Annotated in this window: 30 protein-coding genes and 2 pseudogenes; 15 read left to right on the plus strand and 17 right to left on the minus strand. The window is 56.4% G+C overall.

Annotated features, from left to right (window positions below):
- Window positions 1–18 precede the first annotated feature (18 nt).
- A complete protein-coding gene (locus AC2FAJ_RS02410; protein ID WP_485453770.1) occupies window positions 19–714 on the plus strand; it encodes a B3/B4 domain-containing protein in 696 nt (231 codons plus the stop codon).
- A 21-nt stretch (window positions 715–735) separates the two neighbouring features.
- Window positions 736–1629 (plus strand): dihydrodipicolinate synthase family protein, encoded by an 894-nt coding sequence (locus AC2FAJ_RS02415; protein ID WP_485453771.1) that lies wholly within the window; start codon window positions 736–738, stop codon window positions 1627–1629.
- Window positions 1630–1674: 45 nt separating this feature from the next.
- On the opposite strand, the gene AC2FAJ_RS02420 is transcribed toward AC2FAJ_RS02415, so the two are convergent.
- On the minus strand, window positions 1675–2112 hold the full coding sequence (locus AC2FAJ_RS02420) for a VOC family protein (protein WP_485453986.1): 438 nt from the start codon (window positions 2110–2112) through the stop codon (window positions 1675–1677).
- Window positions 2113–2298: 186 nt separating this feature from the next.
- Between AC2FAJ_RS02420 and AC2FAJ_RS02425 the strand changes: the two genes are divergently transcribed.
- Window positions 2299–3222 carry a LysR substrate-binding domain-containing protein gene (locus tag AC2FAJ_RS02425; RefSeq protein ID WP_041910158.1) on the plus strand — a complete coding sequence of 308 codons (924 nt, stop codon included), beginning with the start codon at window positions 2299–2301 and terminating at the stop codon, window positions 3220–3222.
- Window positions 3223–3269: 47 nt separating this feature from the next.
- On the opposite strand, the gene AC2FAJ_RS02430 is transcribed toward AC2FAJ_RS02425, so the two are convergent.
- The gene (locus tag AC2FAJ_RS02430) at window positions 3270–3740 is read right to left on the minus strand and encodes a hypothetical protein (RefSeq protein WP_048959100.1); all 471 of its coding nucleotides are present in this window, start codon (window positions 3738–3740) and stop codon (window positions 3270–3272) included.
- 293 nt (window positions 3741–4033) lie between these two features.
- Here AC2FAJ_RS02430 and AC2FAJ_RS02435 point away from each other — a divergent pair, with 293 nt between their 5' ends.
- On the plus strand, window positions 4034–4510 hold the full coding sequence (locus AC2FAJ_RS02435) for a WbuC family cupin fold metalloprotein (RefSeq protein WP_485453772.1): 477 nt from the start codon (window positions 4034–4036) through the stop codon (window positions 4508–4510).
- 51 nt (window positions 4511–4561) lie between these two features.
- Here AC2FAJ_RS02435 and AC2FAJ_RS02440 read toward each other — a convergent pair whose 3' ends face one another.
- The 7 genes from AC2FAJ_RS02440 to AC2FAJ_RS02470 form a co-directional block, all read right to left on the minus strand.
- A complete protein-coding gene (locus AC2FAJ_RS02440) occupies window positions 4562–5161 on the minus strand; it encodes an NAD(P)H-dependent oxidoreductase (RefSeq protein WP_088205393.1) in 600 nt (199 codons plus the stop codon).
- A 74-nt stretch (window positions 5162–5235) separates the two neighbouring features.
- A complete protein-coding gene (locus AC2FAJ_RS02445; protein WP_193358283.1) occupies window positions 5236–5829 on the minus strand; it encodes a TetR/AcrR family transcriptional regulator in 594 nt (197 codons plus the stop codon).
- 34 nt (window positions 5830–5863) lie between these two features.
- Window positions 5864–8953, minus strand: coding sequence for an efflux RND transporter permease subunit (locus AC2FAJ_RS02450; RefSeq protein WP_485453773.1), 3090 nt, complete (start codon window positions 8951–8953; stop codon window positions 5864–5866).
- Window positions 8950–10059 (minus strand): efflux RND transporter periplasmic adaptor subunit, encoded by a 1110-nt coding sequence (locus AC2FAJ_RS02455; RefSeq protein WP_485453774.1) that lies wholly within the window; start codon window positions 10057–10059, stop codon window positions 8950–8952. The genes AC2FAJ_RS02450 and AC2FAJ_RS02455 overlap by 4 nt, the downstream gene beginning before the upstream one ends.
- 74 nt (window positions 10060–10133) lie before the next feature.
- Window positions 10134–10748, minus strand: coding sequence for a TetR/AcrR family transcriptional regulator (locus AC2FAJ_RS02460; RefSeq protein ID WP_047368492.1), 615 nt, complete (start codon window positions 10746–10748; stop codon window positions 10134–10136).
- A 196-nt stretch (window positions 10749–10944) separates the two neighbouring features.
- On the minus strand, window positions 10945–11259 hold the full coding sequence (locus tag AC2FAJ_RS02465; RefSeq protein WP_060573064.1) for a PTS sugar transporter subunit IIB: 315 nt from the start codon (window positions 11257–11259) through the stop codon (window positions 10945–10947).
- Window positions 11260–11343: 84 nt separating this feature from the next.
- Window positions 11344–11811, minus strand: coding sequence for a nuclear transport factor 2 family protein (locus tag AC2FAJ_RS02470; RefSeq protein ID WP_060573016.1), 468 nt, complete (start codon window positions 11809–11811; stop codon window positions 11344–11346).
- Window positions 11812–11915: 104 nt separating this feature from the next.
- Here AC2FAJ_RS02470 and AC2FAJ_RS02475 point away from each other — a divergent pair, with 104 nt between their 5' ends.
- Window positions 11916–12488, plus strand: coding sequence for a TetR/AcrR family transcriptional regulator (locus AC2FAJ_RS02475; RefSeq protein ID WP_045630374.1), 573 nt, complete (start codon window positions 11916–11918; stop codon window positions 12486–12488).
- A gap of 101 nt (window positions 12489–12589) precedes the next feature.
- The gene (locus AC2FAJ_RS02480) at window positions 12590–13102 is read left to right on the plus strand and encodes a GNAT family N-acetyltransferase (protein WP_041910132.1); all 513 of its coding nucleotides are present in this window, start codon (window positions 12590–12592) and stop codon (window positions 13100–13102) included.
- Here the strand turns inward: AC2FAJ_RS02480 and AC2FAJ_RS02485 are convergent.
- Together AC2FAJ_RS02485 and AC2FAJ_RS02490 are read right to left on the minus strand one after the other, a co-directional pair.
- Window positions 13083–13871 (minus strand): hypothetical protein, encoded by a 789-nt coding sequence (locus tag AC2FAJ_RS02485; RefSeq protein WP_047365253.1) that lies wholly within the window; start codon window positions 13869–13871, stop codon window positions 13083–13085. The genes AC2FAJ_RS02480 and AC2FAJ_RS02485 overlap by 20 nt on opposite strands.
- A 1-nt stretch (window position 13872) precedes the next feature.
- Window positions 13873–14070: a hypothetical protein gene (locus tag AC2FAJ_RS02490; protein ID WP_008502331.1), complete on the minus strand. Its 198-nt coding sequence runs from the start codon at window positions 14068–14070 to the stop codon at window positions 13873–13875.
- Between the two features lie 257 nt (window positions 14071–14327).
- On the opposite strand from AC2FAJ_RS02490, the gene AC2FAJ_RS02495 reads away from it, so the two are divergent.
- The 8 genes from AC2FAJ_RS02495 to AC2FAJ_RS02530 are packed head-to-tail and all read left to right on the plus strand — an operon-like array spanning window position 14328 to window position 20202.
- Window positions 14328–14762, plus strand: coding sequence for a nuclear transport factor 2 family protein (locus tag AC2FAJ_RS02495; RefSeq protein WP_028013056.1), 435 nt, complete (start codon window positions 14328–14330; stop codon window positions 14760–14762).
- Window positions 14759–15478 carry an SDR family NAD(P)-dependent oxidoreductase gene (locus AC2FAJ_RS02500; protein WP_163332361.1) on the plus strand — a complete coding sequence of 240 codons (720 nt, stop codon included), beginning with the start codon at window positions 14759–14761 and terminating at the stop codon, window positions 15476–15478. The genes AC2FAJ_RS02495 and AC2FAJ_RS02500 overlap by 4 nt, the downstream gene beginning before the upstream one ends.
- Window positions 15475–16734: an NAD(P)/FAD-dependent oxidoreductase gene (locus AC2FAJ_RS02505; RefSeq protein WP_485453775.1), complete on the plus strand. Its 1260-nt coding sequence runs from the start codon at window positions 15475–15477 to the stop codon at window positions 16732–16734. The genes AC2FAJ_RS02500 and AC2FAJ_RS02505 overlap by 4 nt, the downstream gene beginning before the upstream one ends.
- A 1-nt stretch (window position 16735) precedes the next feature.
- Window positions 16736–17458 carry a DUF1365 domain-containing protein gene (locus AC2FAJ_RS02510; RefSeq protein ID WP_045630379.1) on the plus strand — a complete coding sequence of 241 codons (723 nt, stop codon included), beginning with the start codon at window positions 16736–16738 and terminating at the stop codon, window positions 17456–17458.
- Window positions 17455–18675, plus strand: a complete 1221-nt coding sequence (locus AC2FAJ_RS02515) for a class I SAM-dependent methyltransferase (RefSeq protein ID WP_485453776.1) — start codon at window positions 17455–17457, stop codon at window positions 18673–18675. The genes AC2FAJ_RS02510 and AC2FAJ_RS02515 overlap by 4 nt, the downstream gene beginning before the upstream one ends.
- Complete coding sequence (locus tag AC2FAJ_RS02520) at window positions 18672–19157, plus strand: DUF2878 domain-containing protein (protein ID WP_163332359.1); 486 nt, start codon at window positions 18672–18674, stop codon at window positions 19155–19157. The genes AC2FAJ_RS02515 and AC2FAJ_RS02520 overlap by 4 nt, the downstream gene beginning before the upstream one ends.
- Entirely contained in the window at window positions 19154–19678 is a 525-nt protein-coding gene (locus AC2FAJ_RS02525; RefSeq protein ID WP_048956423.1) for a hypothetical protein, read from the plus strand. The genes AC2FAJ_RS02520 and AC2FAJ_RS02525 overlap by 4 nt, the downstream gene beginning before the upstream one ends.
- Window positions 19675–20202: a DUF3833 domain-containing protein gene (locus AC2FAJ_RS02530; protein WP_041910113.1), complete on the plus strand. Its 528-nt coding sequence runs from the start codon at window positions 19675–19677 to the stop codon at window positions 20200–20202. The genes AC2FAJ_RS02525 and AC2FAJ_RS02530 overlap by 4 nt, the downstream gene beginning before the upstream one ends.
- A 2-nt stretch (window positions 20203–20204) precedes the next feature.
- On the opposite strand, the gene AC2FAJ_RS02535 is transcribed toward AC2FAJ_RS02530, so the two are convergent.
- Complete coding sequence (locus tag AC2FAJ_RS02535) at window positions 20205–20663, minus strand: DMT family transporter (RefSeq protein ID WP_041910111.1); 459 nt, start codon at window positions 20661–20663, stop codon at window positions 20205–20207.
- Window positions 20664–20667: 4 nt separating this feature from the next.
- Window positions 20668–21102 (minus strand): DMT family transporter, encoded by a 435-nt coding sequence (locus AC2FAJ_RS02540; RefSeq protein ID WP_028013065.1) that lies wholly within the window; start codon window positions 21100–21102, stop codon window positions 20668–20670.
- A gap of 95 nt (window positions 21103–21197) precedes the next feature.
- Here AC2FAJ_RS02540 and AC2FAJ_RS02545 point away from each other — a divergent pair, with 95 nt between their 5' ends.
- On the plus strand, window positions 21198–22130 hold the full coding sequence (locus AC2FAJ_RS02545) for a LysR family transcriptional regulator (RefSeq protein WP_041910108.1): 933 nt from the start codon (window positions 21198–21200) through the stop codon (window positions 22128–22130).
- 5 nt (window positions 22131–22135) lie between these two features.
- Here AC2FAJ_RS02545 and AC2FAJ_RS02550 read toward each other — a convergent pair whose 3' ends face one another.
- The 4 genes and pseudogenes from AC2FAJ_RS02550 to AC2FAJ_RS02565 all read right to left on the minus strand — a co-directional run.
- Complete coding sequence (locus AC2FAJ_RS02550) at window positions 22136–23164, minus strand: methionine synthase (protein WP_041910105.1); 1029 nt, start codon at window positions 23162–23164, stop codon at window positions 22136–22138.
- A gap of 23 nt (window positions 23165–23187) precedes the next feature.
- Window positions 23188–24162, minus strand: coding sequence for a DUF1852 domain-containing protein (locus tag AC2FAJ_RS02555; RefSeq protein WP_041910103.1), 975 nt, complete (start codon window positions 24160–24162; stop codon window positions 23188–23190).
- Window positions 24163–24358: 196 nt separating this feature from the next.
- A pseudogene (locus AC2FAJ_RS02560) lies at window positions 24359–24457 on the minus strand (type VI secretion system tube protein Hcp); the annotation flags it as partial.
- An 18-nt stretch (window positions 24458–24475) separates the two neighbouring features.
- Window positions 24476–24700: pseudogene (locus tag AC2FAJ_RS02565) on the minus strand (DUF4926 domain-containing protein); the annotation flags it as partial.
- Window positions 24701–24705: the final 5 nt, after the last annotated feature.

A 24705-nucleotide genomic window follows, 5' to 3' on the forward strand; every position in this document is an offset into this window, starting at 1 on the left:
TCATTACAGGATTATCACGTGTTAACAGTATCTCCGTCAATTTCTCCTGAAATTTATCGTATTGCTCCCGGTTTTCGGGCGCTCAGTATCTGCGTAAAATCTGCGCCAGTGCTTAATTCCGGCACTGGAGAAACGGCGCTGCGAGAAGCCTGTGAGGCGGTTCTGGCCGGTGAGCCTGCCTGGGCGGAATCTCATCTGGCGGCATGGGCCGACGTTTTTCAAAAATTTGGGGCTAAACCTAAACGCACCCCTTGCTCAGCGGATGCGTTACGCAAGCGCGTCTTACGTGACGGAACGATGCCAGCGCTCGATCCTGTCGTTGATCTTTATAATGCCGTCAGTCTCCGCTATGCCGTTCCGGTTGGTGGAGAGGATCTCTCTGCCTATCAGGGGGCGCCGCGTCTGACTGTGGCAAAAGGAACAGAACCTTTTGATACGGTCAAAGAGGGAGAGACCACCGTTGAGTATCCTTCACAAGGTGAGGTTATCTGGTGTGATGATATCGGCGTGACCTGCCGTCGCTGGAACTGGCGACAGGGGATCAGAACCCGCTTAGGCGTTGAAGCGCAGCAAATGTGGTTCATTCTGGAGAGTCTCCCGCAGATGCCGCTGGAGACGCTTCACGAAGCCGGAAAAATGCTGACCGACGGCCTGGAAAAAATGATGCCCGGTCTGTGGTTTGACGTTGCTCTCATCGAAGAACAACAGCAGTAATATCCTTCAGGAGAAACATGTATGTTTACCGGCTTGTCGGCATTTCCATTAACCCCAGTCACCGCCAGCGGCGTGGATGAAAAGGGTTTCAGCCATATCCTTTCCCGTCTTACAGACGCTCGGGTTGATTCTATGGGCATCCTGGGGTCAACCGGAAGCTACGCCTATCTGACCCGGGAGCAGCGCAAGCGCGTAGCAACGCTGGCCAAACAGCATGCAGGGAACATCCCCGTGATGGTGTGTGTGGGAGCGGTCAGTACCGATGCCATTCTGCATCTGGCAGAGGATGCACAGGCCGCTGGTGCAAATGCGCTGTTACTCCCGGCGCTCAGCTACCAGCCACTCCGTGACGAAGAAGTCTTCTCACTCTTTGAGACCGTTACCCGGCACGTGTCTGTACCGGTGTGTATCTATGATAATCCGGGCACGACGCATTTTACCTTTACGGATGAACTCCACGGTCGTCTCTCATCACTCGAGGGGGTTCGCTCGGTCAAGATCCCTGGCGTCCCGAATAGCCCCGCTGCAGCAACTGAGCGGGTGAAGGCGTTACGTCAACATCTGCGCCCTGGCGTAACAATCGGTATCAGTGGCGACGCTTATGCGGGACTGGGACTTAACGCCGGTTGTGAAGTGTGGTATTCCGTGTGTGGCGGTCTGTTCCCTGAGATGGCGAAAAAAATCACTGAAGCCGCGGCGGCAAACGATCGTCAACGCGTTACAGCCCTGACAACCCGCCTTGAGCCATTGTGGTCGCTGTTCCGTAAACATGGCGGAAGTATTCGCGTTATTGCCGCTGCGGCTGGCGTGCTTGGGCTTACCGACATGGATTGCCTGCCTCGCCCTCTGCAACCGTTGTCAGCTGGCGACATCGCGGATATTGCCCATGTGATAAGCACGCTGGAGCTGAAGTGATCTCCGCAGGACTGGGTGTCTACCGGTCCTTACCGCAAAATTTTATTATTGAAGTGACTCTTCTTCGCCTGATAGCTTATCTGCATAAGGAGAATAATGCTGGCAAACGCACGCCAGTTTATGCCCGTCAGGATCGCGCAGATAGGCAACATAAAAGTCGGGGCCGTAGGCGGTTCGTGTACCGGGCACGCCTTCATTTTTCCCACCCGCACGGAGGCCCGCTGCATGGAAGCGTCTGACAATGTCCGCGTTATCTGCTCTGAAAGCGAACATTGTCCCGTTTCCCGCCGTCGCGGGTTGCTGGTCAAAAGGAGGACAAATGCAGAAGCTAAATTCGTCATCCGGATGATTTTCGTTTCCCCACATTGCCCAGCTATCAGTCCAGGCGGGCAGACGTGTATAGCCCAGCACGTTAAAAATAGCGTCATAAAAGTTCACGGCGCGCTGAAAGTCATTTGTCCCAATCGTGATATAAGCCAGCACTTTAAACATCCTCTTTTCCGTCAGTCTGAACAGAGATTATCGCAAAGTAGCTATCTTCATCACCACCCAGGCCAGGATCATCGGCATACCTCAGCTGGACGCCTCGGCGATAAAAAATGTTGGCTGACGTCATCGTGTGCCGATAATACAAAAACTGTATGATTACACCTTCCAAAAAGGGAATGTATGTCTTTACCGCCACTGTATGCGCTGCGCGCGTTCGAAGTTGCCGCACGGCTGAACTCGTTCAGCAAAGCGGCTGAAGTCCTGAATATTACGCCGGGGGCGGTCAGCAGGCATGTCCGCACGCTTGAGATGTGGTTCGACTGCGAGCTGTTTAAACGGCAGGGACCGAGAGTGGAAGTCAGCGACGCCGGGCGTATTCTGGCCGGGCAGCTTAGCGAAAGTTTCTCGAATATTGAGTGGGCCTGTCGCGCATTCAAAAGTGAAAACCACCTTCTGCGCCTCAAAGCCCCCAGCACACTGACGATGCGATGGCTTCTCAATGTGCTTAAATCCTTTCGGGAGAATCATGCGAAGCCGAAAATCGAAATCGCCAGCGTCTGGATGGACTTCGACACGGTTGACTTCAGCCGCGAGCCCTACGATTGTGCGATCCTCCTCGGTAACGGCTATTTCGGCGAATCAACGGAGAGCAGGCTGCTGTTCAGCGAGTGGCTTATTCCGGTTTGTACGCCGTCTTTGCTGGAGCCTGCCCGGCATCAGCTTCCTGAGTGCGATCTTATTCATCCGTCACCGGACCGACGGGACTGGAAGCGCTGGCTGAAAAGGACGGGCTTATTTCCCGGCCTCGACATGAGCGGTGGGATCGTGTTCGACACCCTGGAGCAGGGAAGCCTTGCGGCCATGCACGGACACGGCGTGGCGATGGCCGATCTCCGGCTCACGCTCGACGCGCTGAAAAGCGGCCTGCTCGCGCTGCCCTTCCGGGAGGCGATAGCAACAGGGGACGGTTACTATCTTGTCTGGCCGAAAAATTCGCTCAGAGGACAGAGTATTGAACGGTTGCTGGCCTGGCTTAACCTTAATGCGCCAGTGGTGCCTTCTTTGGATATTGTCTGTCTTGATTTCAATGAAAAGCGGATTTAATAAATAGCGGAATATTAACAGGGAGATATTCCGCATAGTGTAGGTATTTATGCGTAGGGAATATTTGCCATCTTTTTATATCTTTCCGGCAGGGCGCTGTTCAGGTTAAGTAATTTATCCAGAATATAAAGCGCTGGCGTCCCCTTTGCGCGCTCTTCGTCGATCAGCGAAGAACGTAGCACATTTGCAGCCGAGGTCATTTTACGAAAATACTCTTCTGATTCCGGCGTCTGTACTTCACCGGACTCGGCGTAACGCACCCGTGGCCAGTCCGCGAAGTCAGGCTGGGGGAAAAGTCCGTCGTCTTTTGTAATATGTGCTGAGAGTAGCTCCTCGGCATTGCCGGGAGCGTTCTGGGCAAATGAGAGCAGGTGCAGTCGATGTATAAATGGCGAAAGCGCTTCTGAACGATGACTTTCTGAGGAAAGTAAGGTGATTAGCGCAGGTATTTTTTCATCAGCGGTGCTTTTTTCTGGTGAGAGGGTTTTCAATAAATGGAATAAAACATCGAGTGTCATAGGTGCTCCATATCCGCACATTATTATTTATTGTTTTTACGTCGCTATCTGTTTTTGACAGCGGTATACCAGGGGTAAATGGATGGTATTTCAGTGCGGTTATGTTTGAAAAACGATAAATAGTTGGCATTAATGTGAGTTTTACTCAATGTGGCGCTCTGGGCTCCAACATTGCAGATCCTCTCACGGCAGCGTTTTGTTTCACAAATGCCTTAGCTTATCGGCTTTTCAGGATGGTATAACGTCGTGCAGCAATCGGCTTGCCGTTAATCGCCACATTCTCAAAGGCTTATATGAAACAAATTACTTTCAGAGACCTGCAGCAGCAAAGCGAGCAGGCCGCACATTCTCCTCGCTTACGCGCGCACCGTAATTTACACCCTGAGCTGAGCGACCCGGTGCAGCGCCTGGCCATTGCAATGGAGCCCGGCACCTATGTTCGTCCCCATCGCCATCCGCACACGTTTGAACTGCTGACGGCGCTGAGCGGCCGCTTTCTGGTGCTGAATTTTGACGACAGCGGAAACGTGACCCGGCGCGTGGTGTTAGGCGAAGAGTGCAAAGTCCTGGAGATGGATGCCGGAACCTGGCATGCCGTGCTGTCGCTGGATAAAGGCGGCGTCATTTTTGAGGTTAAACACGGAGGGTATCAGCCCGTGCCCGAGCATGATTCCGCCCCATGGTCGCCTGCTGAGAACGCGCCAGGTACTGTAGAGTTGATGAAATGGTACGCCCAGGCGCAGGTGGGTGATAGGCGTTTTACCCTGTAATTTTCCTGTAGTGTTCCCGGCGCGCAGAAAAGCGCGCCAGCACCGTATGGTTTACTGGATGTCGCCGAGTCTTTGCAGGAATTCCTCAACCTGCTCAGGCGTAGCCGTATCTGCCTGGTAAAGGATTTCGAGCTTAACGTTCTTCAACCCGCAGAAGCCAAATACCCCTTCGATTATCTGCGTCTGGATCGCCGTCGAATAGCCGTGCTTGTCGAACCCGGTAAGATCGCTACCGCCGGTGGCAATCAGGCGGACGGGAACATCACGTAAGTTGCCCACAATCCGGCCGTCGTCGGCCACCTTATACGCCCAGTTCAGGGTTAACACGCGATCGAACCAGCCTTTCAACAGCGCGGGAACCGACCACCAGTACACCGGGAAGACGAATACCAGCATATCCGCGCGCTCGACGCGCTTTTGCTCGCGCAGAATATCGTCGGGGAGGGCGCTCGGATCGCCATGATACAAATCGAGATCGGCGCGGGTCATCGCCGGATTAAACCCTTCAGAATGCAGATCGGCGATCTCAACCTGCGTACCTTCCTCGCGTAATTTCCCGGCAATACGGGCTGCCAGCGTATGGGATAACGAATTGTCGATCGGGTGTGCCGTCACGATCAGCGCGTTTTTAATAGCATGGGTTGCAGACATAGCGGCCTCCAGATGGGGGAGAAGTGATGCCTATATTACTATTGGTAACTTAGGTGTCAATCCGCCCCCGGCGATCATTTTGTGCTATTCGCGTAGGTCTCCAGCACCCCAGTCATGACGCCGCAGAGCATATCTTCTGCCACATTCCGGGCGAGCACGCCGTTGCCCGCCGAGGTGCTGAGCGCCTCCGCCGCGCCAATGATGGCCGTCAGTACCGCTTCTCCCTGAACGCCTTTTAAGACGATAAAAGGAGAAAGTGCGGTGCGCAGGCAGTCGGCGCAATCGGCCACGCATGCTTCCCGAAACGTCTGCAGCGCGCGAGAACCGGACAGCGCCGCGGCGATTGGCCCGGTTTCAGGCCCGGCGGCAATGGCACAGTCGATATAGGCCGCGCTGAAAAAGCGGATCGTCTTCTCCAGCGTTTTGCTGTCTACCGCCAGCGTCTCCCTGAATTTCGCCAGCTGCCGATCGCTATAGTCCTGGTACAGTGCCATCAGCAGCCCCTCACGATCGCCAAAGTGGTCGTAGGGGATAGGCTTGGTCACGTTGGCCCGTTCTGCCAGATAGCCAAGGGTCAACGCCTCCGTGCCTTGCTGACGCACGATCCCTCGCGCAACCTCCAGCAGCTGCACGCGGCGGTCCTCTTTTCTTAAGCGCTTAATAACCATGCTTGCCTCAGGTCAGTTATCTACTGATGGTAGTTTACACGCTTTCAGTGGTATGCTGCACACGTTGTTCAGCCGGGCGGATCCGGAACCAGATCGCATACATCGCGGGCAGGAAGACGAGCGTAATGATCGTCCCGCCCAGCGTGCCGCCGATCAGCGTCCAGGCCAGCGTGCCCCAGAACACCGAATGCGTCAGGGGAATGAACGCCAGCACGGCCGCCATGGCGGTGAGTAAGACCGGCCGCGCTCGCTGGACCGTCGCCTCGACCACCGCCTGGAACGGATCGAGGCCGTCCCTCTGGTTATGATCGATTTGACCGATCAGAATCAGCGTATTGCGCATCAGAATGCCGGAGAGGGCGATCAGGCCGACCAGCGCGTTGATGCCAAACGGCTGATTAAATATCAGCAGGGTCGGCACAACGCCAATCAGCCCCAGCGGCGCGGTTAAGAACACCATGACCATCGCGGAGAGTGAGCGCACCTGCAAAATGATGATCAGCAGCGTCAGGGCAATCATGATCGGGAAGAGCGGTAACATGGCCTGCGTGGCTTTGCCCGACTCCTCAATCGACCCCGCCATGTCAATGCGGTAGCCGGCCGGTAGCGAATCAACGATCGGCTGGAGCTGCTTCATGATGGCGACCGACACGTCCGGTGGCTGAAGATTGTCGGCGATATCGCCCCGTACGGTAATTGTGGGGGTGCGATCGCGACGGCGCAGGATGGGGTCTTCCATGCCGACCTCAATCCTGCCGATTTGAGACAGCGGCACGCGCTGTCCCGCATTGCCGACCAGGGTAAAGCCTTCGATTTTTGCCGGGTCAAGGCGGATATTACCCGCCGCGCGGGCAACGACCTCTACCGATCGAATATCTTCCCGCACGGAGGTGACAGGCACGCCTGAGAGCAGGAACTGAAGCTGCCCGGCAACGGCACTGGAGGTTAAGCCGGTCGCCTGCAGGCGGTTTTGATCGAGGGTGAAATGCAATACGGGAACGCGTGACCCCCAGTCGGTATTGACGGTTCTCATCATCGGGCTTGCCAGGAGCACGGCTTTCACCTTATCAGCGATGTCATGCACCTGTTCGACATCCGGCCCCGACACGCGCCAGGCAACCGGGAAAGGCGAGTAGGGGCCAAACACCAGCTGCGTCACCCGCACGCGGGCTTCGGGCGCAAGGCCGCTGGCGACGGCCTCCCTGAGCCTGAACTTGAGCGCCTCGCGTGACGTCTCGCTGTCCGTCAGGATCACGATTTTCGCAAAAGAGGGATCGGGCAGCTCGGGGGCCATTGCCAGATAGAAACGGGGCGAGCCCTGACCAATATAGGCCGTGACGATTTTGGCTTCTGGCTGCTTGCCCAGCCACGCTTCTATTTTTGCAGTAGCAGCGCTGGTTTGCGCAATCGAGGTACCATAAGGCATCTGTACTTCAACCAGCACTTCCGGGCGATCGGAGGTCGGGAAGAACTGTTTTTTTACCAGCCCCATGCCGAGCACGGCCAGAATGAAAATGGCGACCACGGACCCGGCCACTCGCCATTTTCTGGCGATAACGCGGCCAAGCAGCTGGCGAAAACGGTTATAGCGAGGCGTGTTATAGATGGCTGCATGGCCGCCTTCCACTTTGGGGATCGCCGGCAGGATCTTCACCCCCAGATACGGCGTGAACACCACCGCAACAAACCATGAGGCAATCAGAGCGAGGCCGACAATCCAGAACATATTGCTGGTGTATTCCCCGGCGGTCGACTGGGCAAACCCATTTGGCATAAAGCCAATCGCCGTCACCAGGGTACCGGCCAGCATCGGCACGGCGGTGTGGCTCCAGGCGTAGGCTGAGGCTTTGATTCTGTCGTAACCTTCCTCCATCTTCACCACCATCATTTCGATGGCGATAATGGCATCGTCAACCAGCAGACCGAGGGCGAGGATCAGGGAGCCCAACGTGACACGGTCAAAGTTAATTCCCGCGGCCTCCATCACCACGAAGACGACCGCCAGCGTCAGCGGGACCGCCGCCGCGACCACCACCCCCACGCGCCAGCCCATGCTGATAAAACAGACCACCATAACCACGAGCAGGGCGACGAAGAATTTGATCATAAACTCATCGACCGACGAGCGGATATTCACGGACTGGTCGGTGACCTTGGTCAGGGTCATGCCAAGCGGCAGGCTATCATTGATTTTCGCCGTCTCCGCATCCAGCGCTTTACCCAGCGCCAGGCCGTTCCAGCCCTCACGCATGACAACACCCAGCAGCAGGGCGGGTTCATGCTGATTGCGTATCAGCATCGTCGGGGGATCTTCATAGCCTCGTTCAACCGTTGCCACATCCGACAGCGTGAGCGTTTTGTCCTGGGCGACTAAAGGCGTATCGCGGATTTTCTGCAGTTCATCGAACGCGCCGTCCAGGCGGATAAAAATCTGCGCGCCCCGGGTCTCAATGGCGCCCGCCGCGGCCAGGGCATTCTGGTCGTTGAGGGCATTGAAAATATCCTGCGGTGAGAGGCCCATCGTCGCCAGACGGTCATGGGAGAAGGCGATATAAATCCGCTCGGCCTGTTCACCGATGATATTCACTTTTTTGACCCCTGGAACGTGCAGAAGCTGCTGGCGCAGGCCTTCGGCATCGCGTACCAGTTGCCGCTGCGGTTCGCCTTTTGCTTTCAGAGCAAAGAGGGCAAAGGTGACATCCGAGAATTCGTCATTGATCATCGGGCCGATGACGCCCGCCGGGAGACGCTGGGATTCATCCCCAAGCTTTTTACGCGCCTGATAGAACTCCTCCTGCACCTCAGAAGGCGGGGTTTTGTCCTGCAGTGACAGGGTGATATACGCCATGCCGGGGCGGGTATAGGTTTCCGTACGGTCATACCATTTGAGTTCCTGCAGGCGCTTTTCCAGCGGTTCGGCCACCTGATCCTGGATCTCCTGCGCGGTTGCGCCCGGCCAGACGGCAATCGCCGTCATCTGCTTCACGGTGAAGGGCGGATCTTCCGCGCGTCCCAGTCCAAAAAAAGCGTAAATACCGGCAATGGTCACCAGAACGATCAGAAACAGCGTGACGGAACGCTCGCGGACGGCCAGCGCGGACAGGTTGAAGCGACTTTGGCTCATGGCGCGTTCTCCGCCGGAGCGGCATGGCGTTGTTCTGCCAGCCTGACAACTTCACCTTCGTGCAGAAGATGGGCGCCTAACGCAACAATCTTCTCCCCGGGCTTCACGCCGCCCGTGACCTGGACCGCATCTTCGCCCACGCTCAGCACCTTAACCGGCGTCCATGTGACCTTTGCCGGCTGGGCGGAAATGCGCCAGACGCCGGGCCCTTTACCCGCATCGTAGAGTGAGGCCAGCGGGACCTGCATGGCCTGACCTTCCGCTTTCGGGTCTTCAAGGCTGAGCGTGACGGTCGCCCCCAGCGGCGCGTTCGCCAGCTGGCCAGCCAGCACGTAGCGTGCTTCATACGTCCGGGTTGTGGCATCCGCGGAGTCAGACAGCAGGCGCAACGTCGCGGTGACCGGGTGTTGTTCACGGCCATAAAGCGTGGCTCGTGCTTCGCTGCCGACGGCAGGGCGCAGCGTCTCCGGAAGCTGCACGAGCGCTTCGCGCTGTCCCGCTCTGGCAAGGCGGATCGCCACCTGCCCGGCGCTGACTACCTGACCGGGTTCGGCAAGCGTCTCCATCACCACGCCGTCTGAATCCGCCAGCAGGACGGCATAGCCCGTGGCGTTTTGCGCAACGTTGGCCTGCGCCCGGGCGGCGCTGAGATCCGCCCTGGCCGTATCGGCCGCCGCTTTAATCTGATCGTACTCCGCGGCGGACACCGCGCCGGTTGCCACAAGACCGCGATAACGCGCCTCATCGCTGGTGGCTTTTCTCGCCCGCGCCTGGGCAGCATCCACCGCGCGCTGCTGCGCCTGAGCCTGTAATTTCAGGTCAACCGGATCCAGGCGCAGTAAGGGCTGGCCCTGTTTGACAGTCTGCCCGGTATCCACCAGACGTTCGAGGATTTTACCCTGAACCCTGAAGCCCAGGTCGCTTTGCGTTCTTGCCACCACCACGCCCGTGAAGGCGCGGGCGGCAGGGTTCGCCATCTCGACGGAGGCGGATCTGACAAGCGGTGGCTTAGTGCGCGGATCGTCACTCGCGGAATTATCGCCGCATGCCGCGAGGGCAAACGGCAGAAGACATATGACAAGGCGGGCTGAAGTGAGCCTGAGCATGGGAAACCCTTTTGAAGTAACGGGACAGTTTCCGCATTCTGTGATTAGTGACCAATAAAGTCAATGGTCACCAATCAGGGGGCCAGGCTTCTTAAAATCAGTGAGGAGAGGAGTACCGCTGCCGTTGGGGCAGTTTCAAGGTTGTACTGCAGCTGAACGGGGTTAATGTAAGGGCACATCACCATGTAAACGGCGCAGGTGACCTCATCCAGCGGCGTCTTCCTTTCGAACTCTCCAGCCTGTCTGCCTTCGATAATGATGCTCTCAATCAGCTTCAGGAGGCTTTCGGTATACCTTTCCGTCGAAGGCCACTTCTCCCGTGACGCGACGGCGGCGATGTCGTAGAGCTTGCGATCGTGGAAAAACAGCTCGCTTCCGGCCTCGGTAAGTGCTTTGAAAAGACGGCGGATTTTTTCGCTGGCTGACGGCGCATCCGCAATGGCGGAAAGCACGGCCGTCATGATCAGCTCCAGGCGGTTAGCGCAGATCACCTCGCCGATAGCCTGCTTGGAATCGAAGAACTTATAAATGTAGGATTTTGAAAAACCGATAGATTTCGCCAGCTCGGCGACGGTGGTTTTTTCATAGCCGTAGTGACCGAAGTGCTCAAAGGCCGCTTCGACGATTTGCTCTCTGACAGAATGGTCAAGTGGACCACGTATTGATGGGGCGTTCATAGTTTTAGTCATTATGTAAGCTTAGCGTGACGAGCTACGATTGACAACGAGTGACCATTTCGTATTTTGGTTACATCCGTTTTCGTCGTGAGCCGTTCAGACGGGACGATCAACCAGGTGGGGTAAGTGTATCACTGTTTTTCGCGCGCTATGGCATCTATCTGTCTGCGGGGACGAGGAGGCCGCAATAGCGATGCGGCCTTGTCTGTCAGGCAGCCAGTTCAGGCATTTGCTCCTTTACGAAATTCAACACCTTCTTCGCGTCCAGAGACGCGTAGGGAAGACTCTCAATGATAGCGATTGAACGTGTATTGCCCACCGTTGCGTGTATCTCGTCGAGTTTGTACTGAATATACGGCGCGATAAGAAAACCGTCGAAAGCGGGGGCGACGCTGGCGAAGTTATCCAGCCCAACGGCGCTAATCATCAGTGGATAGCCTTCTTGTTCTGCCAGGGACTGCATTTTTTTGGCAAGAGCGTTTGCGGTATTACCGAACAAACAACATATCAGAAGCTTTTTCATATTTTGTTCCTCCTGAAAACCGCTCATAGGGTAGTCCTGAGGTAGTCACCGAAATGCGCGCTATCTCTGATTTTGGTGACAAAACTATAACCCCAGATCGCTCAATGAGGGATGATCGTCCGGGCGTCTACCCAACGGCCAGTGGAACAGTCGCTCGGATTCTTTTATCGGAATATCGTTAACGCAGGCAAAACGGCGCTTCATCAGTCCGTCCGGTTCAAACTCCCAGTTTTCATTGCCGTACGAGCGGAACCAGTTGCCGGAATCATCATGCCATTCATAGGCATAGCGAACGGCGATGCGGTTATCCGTAAACGCCCAAAGCTCTTTAATCAAACGATAATCGAGCTCTTTTTTCCATTTCCGCTCCAGAAACGCCTGCGCCTCTTCACGGTTGGTGGCGAACTCCGCGCGGTTGCGCCATTGAGTATCCAGCGTATAGGCCAGCGCGACCTTCGCCGGGTCGCGGCTATTCCAGCCGTCTTCTGCCAGTCTGACTTTTTCGATGGCGCTTTCACGCGTGAAGGGCGGTAAAGGAGGACGTGCGTTCATGGCGGTTACCTCAATGTGATTTTATGTAGACAGATCTGTCTACCCGGTGTAATCTATGCCTGAAAAATAACGCTGTCAACACCCTTTTTGAGGCTGTCGAAAAAATGAAAACCGAACACGCAGGCAACGAAACAAAAATTAGCGTCCGGGATAAAATATTGCTTACGGCGCACGATCTGTTTTATTCCACAGGCTTCAGAGCGACGGGGGTGGATACGCTGATTAAAGAGGCGAAAGTGACGAAGGTGACGTTTTATCGCCATTTCCCGAGCAAAAGCTTACTTATTCTCGCCTATTTACACCATCGGCATGAAATATGGGTTAACTGGTTTGAATCCGCGCTGCGCCGACATCTCGATGAGGGCGAAATACCTGCTGAGGCGATATCTGCAACGCTCTATGAATGGTTTATTTCGCCTGAATTCCACGGCTGCGCGTTTATTAATGCCAGCGCCGAAGCCAAATCCGAAGATATTGAAAGCGAAATAAAAGCGATATGCCGCGATCATAAAATCGAAACTAAGAATATTATTGCGTCGCTGACGAAGATCGCGGATGAGCACGTCGTCAATGAAATCATGTTGCTCATTGACGGTGCCATTATTCATGCGCAGATGGGCATGGAGACGGATGAGGTCATTGCTCCGTTGAAGAGGGCATTAGCCGGGTGTACTTAACGTCGTTCACCGCAATACTATATGCTGCAAGAATTTAACTTTTTTTGTCTTTCTCGTTTCGCACGACATCACACGTAAAGCGGCTAGTAAGGATACCTTCCATGACTCATCGAATTCGACAGGCCACCGGGGCCGATTCTGCGCTCTTAAGCGAACTTGGATACCGCATTTACCCCGCCCATTTTCAGCATCTGTGGGTATCAGACGCCGAGATGAAGGCCTTTCTGGACGGCGAGTACGCCGTTTCTGTACTTGAACAGAGCCTGAAAGAGCAGAATGTGACCTGGTATATTGCACAGACCGATCGGCCTGTGGGATTTATGAAAGTGACCTGGGACGCCATGCTTCCAGAAACGGACAAGAGGGGCGTTCTCCTCAATAAGCTCTACCTCGATCCTGCCGAGACCGGCAAGCACTATGGTCAGGACATGTTCAATAAAATTATCGACATGGCCCGGAGCAGGGGAAAGGACTATCTTTGGCTGGAAGTGCTTGAGCAGAACGCAGGAGCGTACCGGTTCTACCAGAAGCAGGGCATGCTCTGCATTAAGAACGTCCTTTTTGAAACAGCCTCACAGCAGAGCATACTCAGAATTATGGGGATGTCTCTTTAGGGCCAGGGCTATCGTCCCGCTGCGCCAGAGACAGCGCGCTGGCGCTGGCGGGGTCGAACAGCGAGATGCTCTCAATCTGATTAAGCAAAATCACCTTGCGGAATGACATGGCGCTGCGGGGTTCAGAGTCGAGCGTAATGTCATGCTCCGCATACCACCTGCTGTAATTATTCTCGATACGCAGATTCATCGTCTTCGCATCCCGGTACCCGCTCAACATTGGGATCAGCACAATATTGGCCGTTTTTTCATATTCCAGCGTCGCGGTGTGGATCATACCGACGTAAATCCGCCGCGACCGGAGTGTGACCTGCGCCAGCTCGCCTTGCTCCATACACTGATAGAGCAGTTGTTCAATCCCGCTCGCCTGCGCAAGCCGTTTGTAGAGCTTTTTCCGGCTCTCGCCGTCCAGCCTGGCGCTGCCTGCCCAGTTAGAGCGGTAGAGGCAAAACAGAATGGCAAACGCCAGCATCACCACCACCGGCGCCTGAATACCTAAAAAACTCCAGTTCATAAAGTCGATTTGCCAGTCGGTGTATTTCGGTGAGGCAAAGTGAAAAGCGTTGTTGGCGGCGGAAAGGGCGAACAGCAGCAGCCAGAGCAATCCCGTGGCGATTACGCCCTGCAAAACGAAAATACAGCCGTAAAGCGCGACGAGAAAATAGACGTCCCAGCCAAAGGAACGCTTAATTTTAAAGCGGGTCGACAGATCGCGGCTGGTGTACCAGTACCCGCAGACCATCAGCACCATAAATATCGCCGTTCCCATATCAGGCCCTCTTCAGCGCGTTAACGTGACGCAGAAAGTCCTGCCGCACCTCGTTGCTCTTGTAGTTCACCGAGGCGTTCCCGTCCTGGTCGATAATGATGCGATCGCCATCTTCCACGGCTTCAATAATTTCCTGCTGACTCATCACCTGCAGTAAGGATTCCGGGCTTGAGAATAGGGAGAGAAAGAAACGTTTCATGTCAGGCATCCTTATGAATAAAAAGGATAAGCCTGGAAGATGACGGCTGAATTTGCCTTAAGGATAACCTGAAAGTGAAAGTCGGGTGGCGGCTACACCTTACCCGGCCTACAAAATCGTTAAATGTTTGAGCTTTCAACTCATTGATATTTATGGGTAATAAAAAATAAATTTGCACAAACTTGGACAAATAACGTTAATTGTGTAAGTTTTAATTAAGCGATTACGCCACGTTGTTTACAGCCAGGATGTGACCCATGAGCACTTTGCCCTCTGTCGTGAGTCGGTTTATTGAGTACTATGCCGCACTGGATAGCCAGCCGCCGACCGCGCTGGTCGGGCTTTACCATTCGAATGCCACCCTTATCGATCCGTTCGGCGAGCACAACGGTATTTTCGCGCTTCAGCGCTATTTCACCCATCTGCTGGCAAACGTCGAGCAGTGCCGTTTTTCTATCGATCCGCCGCTCTGCAGCGGGAACCGGTTTGTTGTCACCTGGGTAATGCACTGGTCGCATCCGCGCATTGCCGGAGGCGAGCCGCTTGAACTGCCAGGATGTTCGGTGGTGGACACCGAAAACAATCTCATCACGCGTCAGCGGGACTTCTACGATGCGGGAGAGATGATCTACGAACACCTCCCTCTGCTGGGCTGGGCGGTACGCGGCGTGAAGCGGAGGGTCAAATCATGAAGACGGTGCTGATTACCGGCGCAAGCTCTGGCATCGGCGCGGGGCTGGCGAAGTCCTTTGCTGCTGACGGCTACCACGTGATTGCCTGCGGGCGCGATCCGGCGCGGCTTGAAGCGCTACATCAGACCTGCCCCAGTCTCACCGTTCGCCTGTTCGATATGACAGACAGGGACGCCTGTCGCCAGGCGCTCAGCAGCGTTTACGCCGATCTGGTTATTCTCTGCGCCGGTACCTGCGAATATCTCGACGGCGGCGTGGTGGATGCGGCGCTGGTGGAGCGGATCATGACCACCAATTTTCTCGGGCCAGTGAACTGCCTGGCCGCGCTGCAGCCGCAGCTGGTTGCCGGTAACCGCGTGGTGCTGGTGAGCTCGATGGCCCACTGGCTTCCCTTCCCGCGGGCAGAGGCCTACGGCGCGTCCAAAGCGGCGCTGAGCTGGTTTGCCGACAGTCTGCGTCTGGACTGGGAGCCAAAGGGGATTGCCGTGACGGTCATCTCTCCGGGATTTGTCGATACCCCGCTGACGCGCAAAAACGATTTTGCCATGCCGGGTAGGGTGAGCGTTGACGAAGCGGTCAAGGCGATCCGTACCGGGCTGGCAAAGGGCAAAATGCATATCGCGTTTCCGGCCGGGTTTGGCCTTATTTTGCGGCTGCTCTCCGGGCTGCCCGCGTTTTTGCAGCGCGCGCTGCTGCGCAGGATGGTGCGCTCATGAACATTGCAATTATCGGCAGCGGCATCGCCGGGCTGACCTGCGCCTGGCGGCTGGCAGGGCATCATCAGGTAACCCTGTTTGAAGCGGGCACCACGCCCGGCGGCCATACCGCGACGGTTGACGTCTCAACGCCGCAGGGCACATACGCGATCGATACCGGGTTTATTGTCTACAACGACCGCACCTACCCGCGCTTTATGGGCCTGCTCAGCGAGCTCGGCATCAGCGGGCAAAAAACACAGATGAGCTTTTCAGTACACAACCCCGAGACGGGGCTTGAGTACAACGGCCACACGCTGACGTCGCTGTTTGCCCAGCGCCGAAACCTGGTAAATCCGGCATTCTGGCGGCTGCTCGCTGGCATCGTCCGCTTTAACCGCCTGGCGAAACAGGCCCTTGAAGGGGAAGTCGATCCGAACGCCACGCTGCAGACGTTTCTGGACCAGCACGGCTTCACGCCGTTTTTTGCGCGCCACTACATTCTGCCGATGGGGGCCGCGATCTGGTCGTCGTCGCTGCAGGAGATGAAGCGTTTCCCGCTGCCGCTCTTCCTGCGCTTCTTTCATCACCACGGCCTGCTGGATATCACCCAGCGTCCGCAGTGGTACGTGGTGCCGGGCGGCTCGCGGGAGTATATCCGCGCCATGCTGGAAAAACTGGGCGACCGCCTGACGCTGCACCTGAACGCGCCTGTTCTGCGGGTGAGCCGCCACGCGCACGGGGTCACGCTCCAGCTTGAAAACGGCAGCCACACCTTCGACCAGGTGATATTTGCCTGCCACTCCGCCCAGGCGCTGGCCATGCTTGACGACCCGACCGCCTCAGAGCGCGAAGTGCTGGGCGATATCGGCTGGCAGCGCAACGAGGTTGTTTTGCACAGCGATCCGCGCTGGCTGCCGGTGCGACAGCGCGCCTGGGCCAGCTGGAACTACCGCCTGAGCGCGCAGGAGCAGGCCAGCGCCTGCGTCACCTACAACATGAACATTCTGCAGAGTCTGCCTGCGGGCAGCCCACTGTTCTGCGTCACCCTGAACCCGGACGAGCCGGTGGATGAACGCTTCGTCCTGCAACGCTTTGTCTATGAGCATCCGCTGTTTAACCCGCAAAGCTGGCGTGCGCAGGCGCGCCGTGGGGAGATCAACGGTCATCACCGGAGCTGGTTCTGCGGCGCTTACTGGTACAACGGTTTTCATGAAGACGGCGTGCGTAGCGCGCTGGACGTGGTAAATGAAATAGCCGCCGGGGAGGGGAACTGACATGAACAGCTGCCTCTATCACGGCGTATTGCGCCACCGCCGCCTTCAGCCGAAAACGCATGAATTCAGCTACGGCGTTTTTATGGCCTGGCTGGATCTTGATGAACTGCCGCTGCTGGCGTCCGTCGGCGTGCGGCGCAACCGCTTTGCCGCCGCCGCGTTCCATGACGCGGACTATCCGCTCGGCACGCCGCTTAAAGAGAACGTGCTGAACAGGCTGGAGAGCCTGACCGGGGAACGTCCCGCAGGGCGGGTCATGCTTCTGACGCAGCTGCGCTACTTCGGGTTTCATTTCAATCCGGTCAATTTTTACTACTGCTATGACCAGGAAAACACGCTTCGCTGGGTGTTGGCGGAGGTGCGCAACACGCCGTGGAACGAGCGCCATTATTACGCGGTCGACGGGCAAAATGCCCGGCCCACGGAAAAAGCGTTTCACGTTTCCCCCTTCAACCCGATGGACATGGTCTACCACTGGCGCTTCAACAATCCGGACAACACGTTGCATATGCACATTGAAAATCATCAGGAAGCGAAGGTCTTTGACGCCACGCTGGCCCTGCGCCGGGAGCCTCTGACCCGCCCGGCGCTGCGCGCGCTGCTGCTGCGCATCCCGTTGATGACTCTGAAAACCGTTTTCGCCATTTACTGGCAGGCGCTGAGGCTGTGGCTCAAGCGCGTGCCGCTTTATAATCATCCCGTCAGCAGGAGTGAACGCTCATGACCGATCCCGTCTTTGCGCTAGAACCCGATATCCCGCGCAACGTCCGCATCGCGCGATGGCTGCTGTTTCGTCTGTTAAGCGGCATTCGCGGCGGCTCACTCACCCTGCGTGAAGGGGCGCAGACCTTCCATTTTGGCGAGACATCCTCCGCGCTGCACGCCGACGTGCAGATCCTCACGCCCGGCGTCTACTGGCGCGTCTTAACGGGCGGGAGCCTTGCCGCCGCAGAAGCCTGGATGGACGGCGAATGGGAGACCGCGCAGCTTACGCCGCTTCTGCAAATTCTGGCCCTCAACGGCGAGGTGCTTGGTCGTCTGGAGAACGGGTTTCGGCTGCTTGGCCGACCGCTGGAGCGGCTGCGCCACTGGACGCGGCGCAACTCTCGCGCCCAGGCCCGCGAAAATATTGCCGCCCATTACGATCTGGGCAACGCTTTCTATGCCCATTTTCTGGATAAGGAACTACTTTACTCCAGCGCACTGTTTACCGCGGACGAGCAGGATCTGACGGCGGCTCAGCAAGCCAAAATGGCTCGCCTCTGCGACCAGCTGGCGCTAAACCCGGGTGATCACCTGCTGGAAATTGGCACCGGCTGGGGGGCGATGGCGGAATACGCCGCCCGTCACTACGGCTGTCGGGTGACCACTACCACGCTGTCGCAGGAGCAATATATCTGGGCGACCGAGCGCATTGCCCGCGCCGGGCTGCAGGACCGGGTTGAGGTACTGCTCTGCGACTATCGCGACCTCACCGGGCAGTACGACAAGCTGGTCTCGATAGAGATGATTGAAGCCGTCGGGCAACGCTATCTGCCCACGTTCTTCCGTACCTGTCAGGCGCGGCTGCACCCCGGTGGACGGATGGCGATTCAGGCCATCACCATTCAGGACCAGCGCTACCGCGACTACAGCAAAAGCGTCGATTTTATCCAGCGCTACATTTTCCCCGGCGGCTTCCTGCCGAGCATTACGGCGATGAACGAGCTGATGACGCGCCACACCGATTTCGTGGTGCGCAATCTCTTCGACATGGGACCGGACTACGCCCGCACGCTGGCCCACTGGCGGCAGCGCTTTGTCCACGCCTGGCAGGAGATTGAAAAGCTTGGCTTTGATGAACGGTTCCGCCGCATGTGGCTGTACTACTTCGGCTACTGCGAAGCCGGGTTTAACGCCCGCACCATCAGCGTGGTGCAGCTGACCGCCGAGCGCGTATGAGACGCTACCTTCAGGTCTTTCTGCTGGCCGTCGCGTTCGATCTCTACTGGGCGCTGGTAGTGCTGTTTCGCGAACAGGGCCTGATTATCTGGCTCGGGCTGGCGGTCCTGGCGTGTATGTTATTGCCGTCAGCTTACCGTCTATACGCCATTGGTCTGGCCGCGGCGGGCAGCCTGCTGGATGCGCTCTGGGCGTTGACGGGGCTGATTGCCTTCACGGGTGACTCCCTGATGCCGCTCTGGATGGTGGCATTGTGGCTGATGTTCGCCGTGGTCTGGACGCAGCTTGCGCGTACCACCACATTACCCGGCTGGCTGCTGACCCTGCTGGCGGCCGTGGGAGGCCCGGTAGCCTACCTGATTGGCGAGCGGTTGGGCGCCATCACGTTTCTGGAGCCAACCTTTATCGTCGTCAGCTGGATGGCGCCGGGCTGGCTGGTGCTGATGCTGTTTTTCCACCTGCTGATGGGGAGACAAAAATGAGGGCTGCGGTTCTGCTGTTTTGCCTCATGCTGGTTGTTCCTGGTGCTCAGGCCGCCGACTGGCTGGCCTGGCGCAAGGTGGGCGACGCCACGCTGACCTGGGGGCCGTTCACGGTCTATACCTCTCAGCTCCGCACGCCGGATGGCCGTTACAGCCGGGACGATCAGGATCAGGCGCTGATTATTACCTACGCGCGCGACATCGATCGCGATGAACTGGTTGAGGCGACCCGTGACCAGTGGCAGGCGCAGGGGATCCTGACGCAGGAACCGCAAAGTGAAGCCTGGCTAAGGATGCTCCAGTCCCTGTGGCCGGATGTCCGACCGGGTTCACAGCTGGCGTTTGTTCTCAACGATAAGCAGGGGCAGTTCTGGTACCGCGCGTCGGCGGCGCAAAAATCCTTTATTCCGCTCGGGCCGCGACAGTCAGAAGCGTTCAGCACCCGTTTTCTGGCCATCTGGCTCGATCCCCGCACGCAATATCCTGAGCTGCGTCAGCAGTTAATCGGAGGCCAAAAATGAAACGAATCCTGACGCTGGCGCTGGCATTCACGATGCTGCTGGCCGGCTGTAGCACCGACGTGTCCGAGTATCGCCAGCAGCAGCCGCGGCTTGATATTTTTAACTACTTTCAGGGCAAAACCGAAGCGTGGGGCATGGTGCAGGATCGCAGCGGCAAGCAGATACGTCGCTTTCACGTTGAGATTGCCGGGGACGTGATTGGCGATACGCTGACGCTGAACGAGCACTTCGTTTACGACGATGGCGAGAAGCAGCAGCGGGTCTGGCATATTCGCCGCGTGGGGAACGACCGCTACGAGGGAACGGCAGGGGATATTGAAGGGGTTGCGACGGGGCAGGCCGCAGGCAACGCCTTTAACTGGCATTACAGCATGAACGTGAAGGCCAACGGCAAAACCTGGCTGCTGAACTTTGACGACTGGATGTACCTGCAGGATGAAACGCATCTGTTTAATAAAACCGAGATGAAGAAATTTGGCGTCACCGTCGCCACGGTGACGCTGTTCTTCACCCGGAAGGCGTAAGCTTAGTCGCGAACATTGCCGGCTTTGCTGCTGGAGTAAATGAAGTACAGGGCAATCCCCAGGCACACCACCGCACCCAGACGGCTCGGTGAAAACGGAATAGCGGGATTGTTCAACCAGCCAAAGTTATCTATCAGCATGCTCATGGCGAGCTGGCCGAATATCACCGCCACCGTGGCGACGGCGGTGCCGATGCGCTGCACGGCGAGCACCATGATCACAATGTAGGGCACGCCGAACATCGCCCCGAGAAGCTGCCATTTCGGCACGTCCAGCAGCGTGACCGTCTGCTTAGGCTCAAAGAAGAAAATGAGCAGGGCGGTCACCAGCGCGCCGACGGAAAACGTCAGAAACGCGCTCTTGAAAACGCCCACGCTGCTGCCGAGCTGTCCGTTAATTGCGGCCTGTATGCTCAGCGTCGCGCCGCCGCAGATGGCGAGAATTATCATCATCAGTGTCATGTGTTTACCCCTTTGCGACCAGTACCAGTGCGGCAATAATAAAAACCAGCGCCACGATGCGTCTTGCGTTTATCTTCCTGTGCGGCGTACCCAGCAGGCCAAAGTGGTCAATGATCAGGCTTTTAAAAACCTGACCTGCCAGAATGCCGATCATCGTCAGAGCGATGCCGATAGCGGGGGTGGCGATAGTCAGAATGACAACGTAAACAGGACCCAGCACGCCGCCGAGCAGCTGCCAGCCGGGCTGTGCGAAAAACGACGGACCGTTGCGCGGGCTAAAAAACAGCATCAGCAGAAAGGTCAGCGCGGCGCCGACCCCGAAAATGCTGAACGTGGCCCATAAATCGCCTACTTCTCCCCCTAACGGCCCCAGCAAACCCGCCTCGACGGAGAGGCCCATCCCGCCGGCAATCACCAGTAAAATCAATACAAACTGCATTATGCTTCCTCCATTATCAGGAGAAGAAGATTACGTCGGTAGACATGTGAGAAAAATGCCATAATGCAGGAAACACCTTTGCAGGAAATGCATTAATGTCAGATGCCGGAAGCATGAACCTTCGCTCACTGCTGCTGTTTATTGCCGTCTATGAAACGCAGAACTTTTCCGTCGTTGCGCGACGAGAGGGCATTTCTGCCTCGCAGGTGTCGCGGATTATTCATCAGCTTGAGGACGCGCTCGGCCAGCAGCTGTTCTATCGCAATACCCGGGCGGTGATCCCCACGGAAAACGGGCATCTTTTTATCCGCTATGCCCGGGCGATGGTCGATAACTTCGAAGAGGCGCGTCGGGAGCTGGATGAACGTTCGACCGAACCCTCCGGCACGGTACGCATTAACGGGCCGGTATTTTTTGGACAGAGGCACGTTGCACCCGGCCTGGCAGGACTGGCCGAGCGTTATCCACGGTTAACCATAGAGCTGACGCTGACCGATGACTTTATCGACCCGCACCGGGATGCCGCCGACCTCATTTTTCGCATCGGCACGCTGACGGACTCGACGTTCCACGCCCGCATCTTCGGGCAGCAGCGCTACCATCTTGCCGCGTCGCCCGCGTATCTGCGTCAACACGGCGTACCGGCCGACCCGGCCGAGCTGAGCCAGCATAAATGCCTGGTGTATCGCGGTTCGTCTGGCCCTAATCGCTGGCTTGTGCGACGCAAGGGGGAGAATTGGGTGCACTATCCCGTGGCGCCGCTGATGACGTCCAATAATGCGGAGTCGCTGCTCATTGCCGCGCTGGGTGGAATGGGGATCGTCCTGTTTCCGGACTGGCTGATTGGCGACAGGCTGCAGCGGGGGGAGCTGGTCGCTCTTATGCCGAAAATGGCGTGCGCTATCAATACGGAGCCGCTGAATATTGCGGCGATCTATCCTCACGCACGTCATCCGCCCCTGAACGTCAGGGCGGTGATTGATTATTACGTGGCGTTTTTCGGCTCGCCGCCGTACTGGCAAACGTAAGGCAATTACGCGCCGAGTTCCTTGCGGATAATTTCTGCGCCGGCGCTGAGCGCTTTCAGCTTACCGTTAGCCACCTGACGGGAGAGGGGAGCCATGCCGCAGTTGGTTGAGGGGTAAAGCTTGTCGGCGTCGACGAACTGCAGCGCTTTACGCAGGGTGTCGGCGACCTCTTCTGGCGTTTCGACGGTGTTGGTTGCCACGTCAATCGCCCCAACCATCACCTTTTTACCGCGAATCAGCTCCAGCAGATCCATCGGTACGCGGGAGTTGTGGCACTCCAGGGAGATGATGTCGATGTTAGAGGTTTGCAGCTTAGGGAAGGCCTCTTCATACTGGCGCCATTCTGAGCCGAGCGTCTTTTTCCAGTCGGTATTTGCCTTGATGCCGTAGCCGTAGCAGATGTGTACCGCGGTTTCGCATTTCAGACCCTCAATGGCGCGCTCGAGCGCGGCGATACCCCAGTCGTTGACCTCATCAAAAAAGACGTTAAACGCCGGCTCGTCGAACTGGATAATATCCACGCCCGCGGCTTCTAATTCACGCGCTTCCTGGTTGAGGATTTTGGCGAATTCCCAGGCCAGCTTTTCGCGGCTTTTATAATGCGCGTCGTAAAGGGTGTCGATCATGGTCATTGGCCCTGGCAGGGCCCATTTGATCGGCTTGTCCGTGAGCTGGCGCAGGTACTTTGCATCGTCCACGAATACCGGCTTCTGACGTGCAACGGCAGAAACCACGGTCGGCACGCTGGCGTCGTAGCGGTTACGAATGCGCACCGTCTGGCGATTTTCAAAATCGACGCCGCTCAGGTGTTCAATAAAGGTGGTGACGAAGTGCTGACGGGTCTGTTCCCCGTCGCTGACGATATCGATTCCCGCACGGATCTGCTCGTCAAGGGACAGGCGCAGTGCATCCTGTTTACCCGCCAGTAATTCCTGATCCTGCAATTTCCACGGAGACCAGAGCGTTTCAGGTTGCGCAAGCCAGGTCGGCTTAGGCAGGCTGCCAGCCGTAGACGTCGGGAGCAATGTTTTCATAATAAAAGACCTTTTTTGATGAATTAAAGCGTGTAGTTATCAGACCACTGCTCGAGAATATGTTTATAAGGCTTAATGAAATATTCTTCGGTAAATCGACCCTGTTCAATCGCCAGCCGGCTTCGCTCTTCGCGGTCATAAACAATTTTGGTTAATGAATGATCCTGCTGGTTCAGGTCCGGGCGATAAAACAGTCCCGCCGCCGAGTTCGCGTTATAAATTTCCGGGCGATAGATTTTCTGGAACGTCTCCATCGTGCTGATGGTGCCGATCAGTTCCAGATCGGTGTAATCGCTCAGCAAGTCTCCGGTAAAGAAGAACGCGAAAGGCGCCACGCTGTTCTCAGGCATGAAGTAGCGGACCTTCAGGCCCATTTTGGCGAAGTACAGTTCCGTTAACGATTCGCCATCCGGCGCGTACTCAATGCCCAGAACAGGGTGCTGGTTACCGGTGCGGCGATAGGTGTCTTTGCTCGAGACGCTCAGGCAGATCACCGGGCCCTTTCTGAAGTTCTCTTTGTATTCCGGCGAGTTCACAAAATGGCGGAAAATATTGCCGTGCAGTTCGCCAAACCTTTCCGGAATACTGAAGTGCTGCTGGTTCTTGTTGTGCTCCAGCAGCAGGACGCTGAAATCATAATCCCGCACGTAAGAGGAGAAGTTATTCCCGACAATGCCTGCGATACGCTGGTTATTTTTCTTGTCGACAATATACGTCTGCAAAATCTCGATGGCCGGGAACGGCTTTTCCGCGCCAATGTTCAAATCGATAGAGATGATTTCAAGCTCAACCGCGTAGCGATCGGCGGTCGGGTTATCCCAGCGCGCCAGGGCATTGAAGCGGTTGTTGATCATCACCAGCGTATTGCGCAGGTTTTCCTGACGTTTTTCCCCACGCGCCAGGTTGGCAAAGTTGGTGGTTGTACGCGTATTTTCTGACGGGTTGTAATTCTCATCGAAGCAACTGCGCTTAAGGGTATATGTGAAAGCTTTGCTCATTGTGGTTATGCATCCTAAGTTCATGTTGCTAAGAAGTTACTAATGCATAATTTATGCCTGAGCCTGTGGCGCAGGGGAAGTGACTTAATTTCAATGCAACATGAGGGAAGTTCATGAACAGGGAAACGCTGAGTGGAAACTTCAGATTGCTTCAGGCAGGGAAGTGAAAGAGTAAGGGGCATCGGGCCCCTTTGGGCTATGCTGTAGGACGTTCGTCCCAGGCGTCGCTGTGCATGATGTTCCCATCGACGATGCGCCAGCTAATTTTTTCATACTGCAGGCTTACGCTTTCAATCACACCTTATTCAGGGCGAACCAACCGTGTTTTGAGGGTGCCAGGAATGAAATAACTCTTTAGCTGAGCGGGTAGCAAAGCAGGCATTGCTATTGTTCTTCCTTCCTCGTCGCAAAATTCGACAAGATAGCCCAGTGTCGGAGTATCGAAAACCATAACAATCGTACCAACAGCCCCTTTTACCAGTCCTTCATCCGGTATATCCTCGTCTAAAACCACAACGTCTAATTCGGCTCTTTTCATTTTTG

The organism is Enterobacter cloacae complex sp. 385G4, from assembly GCF_057320665.1.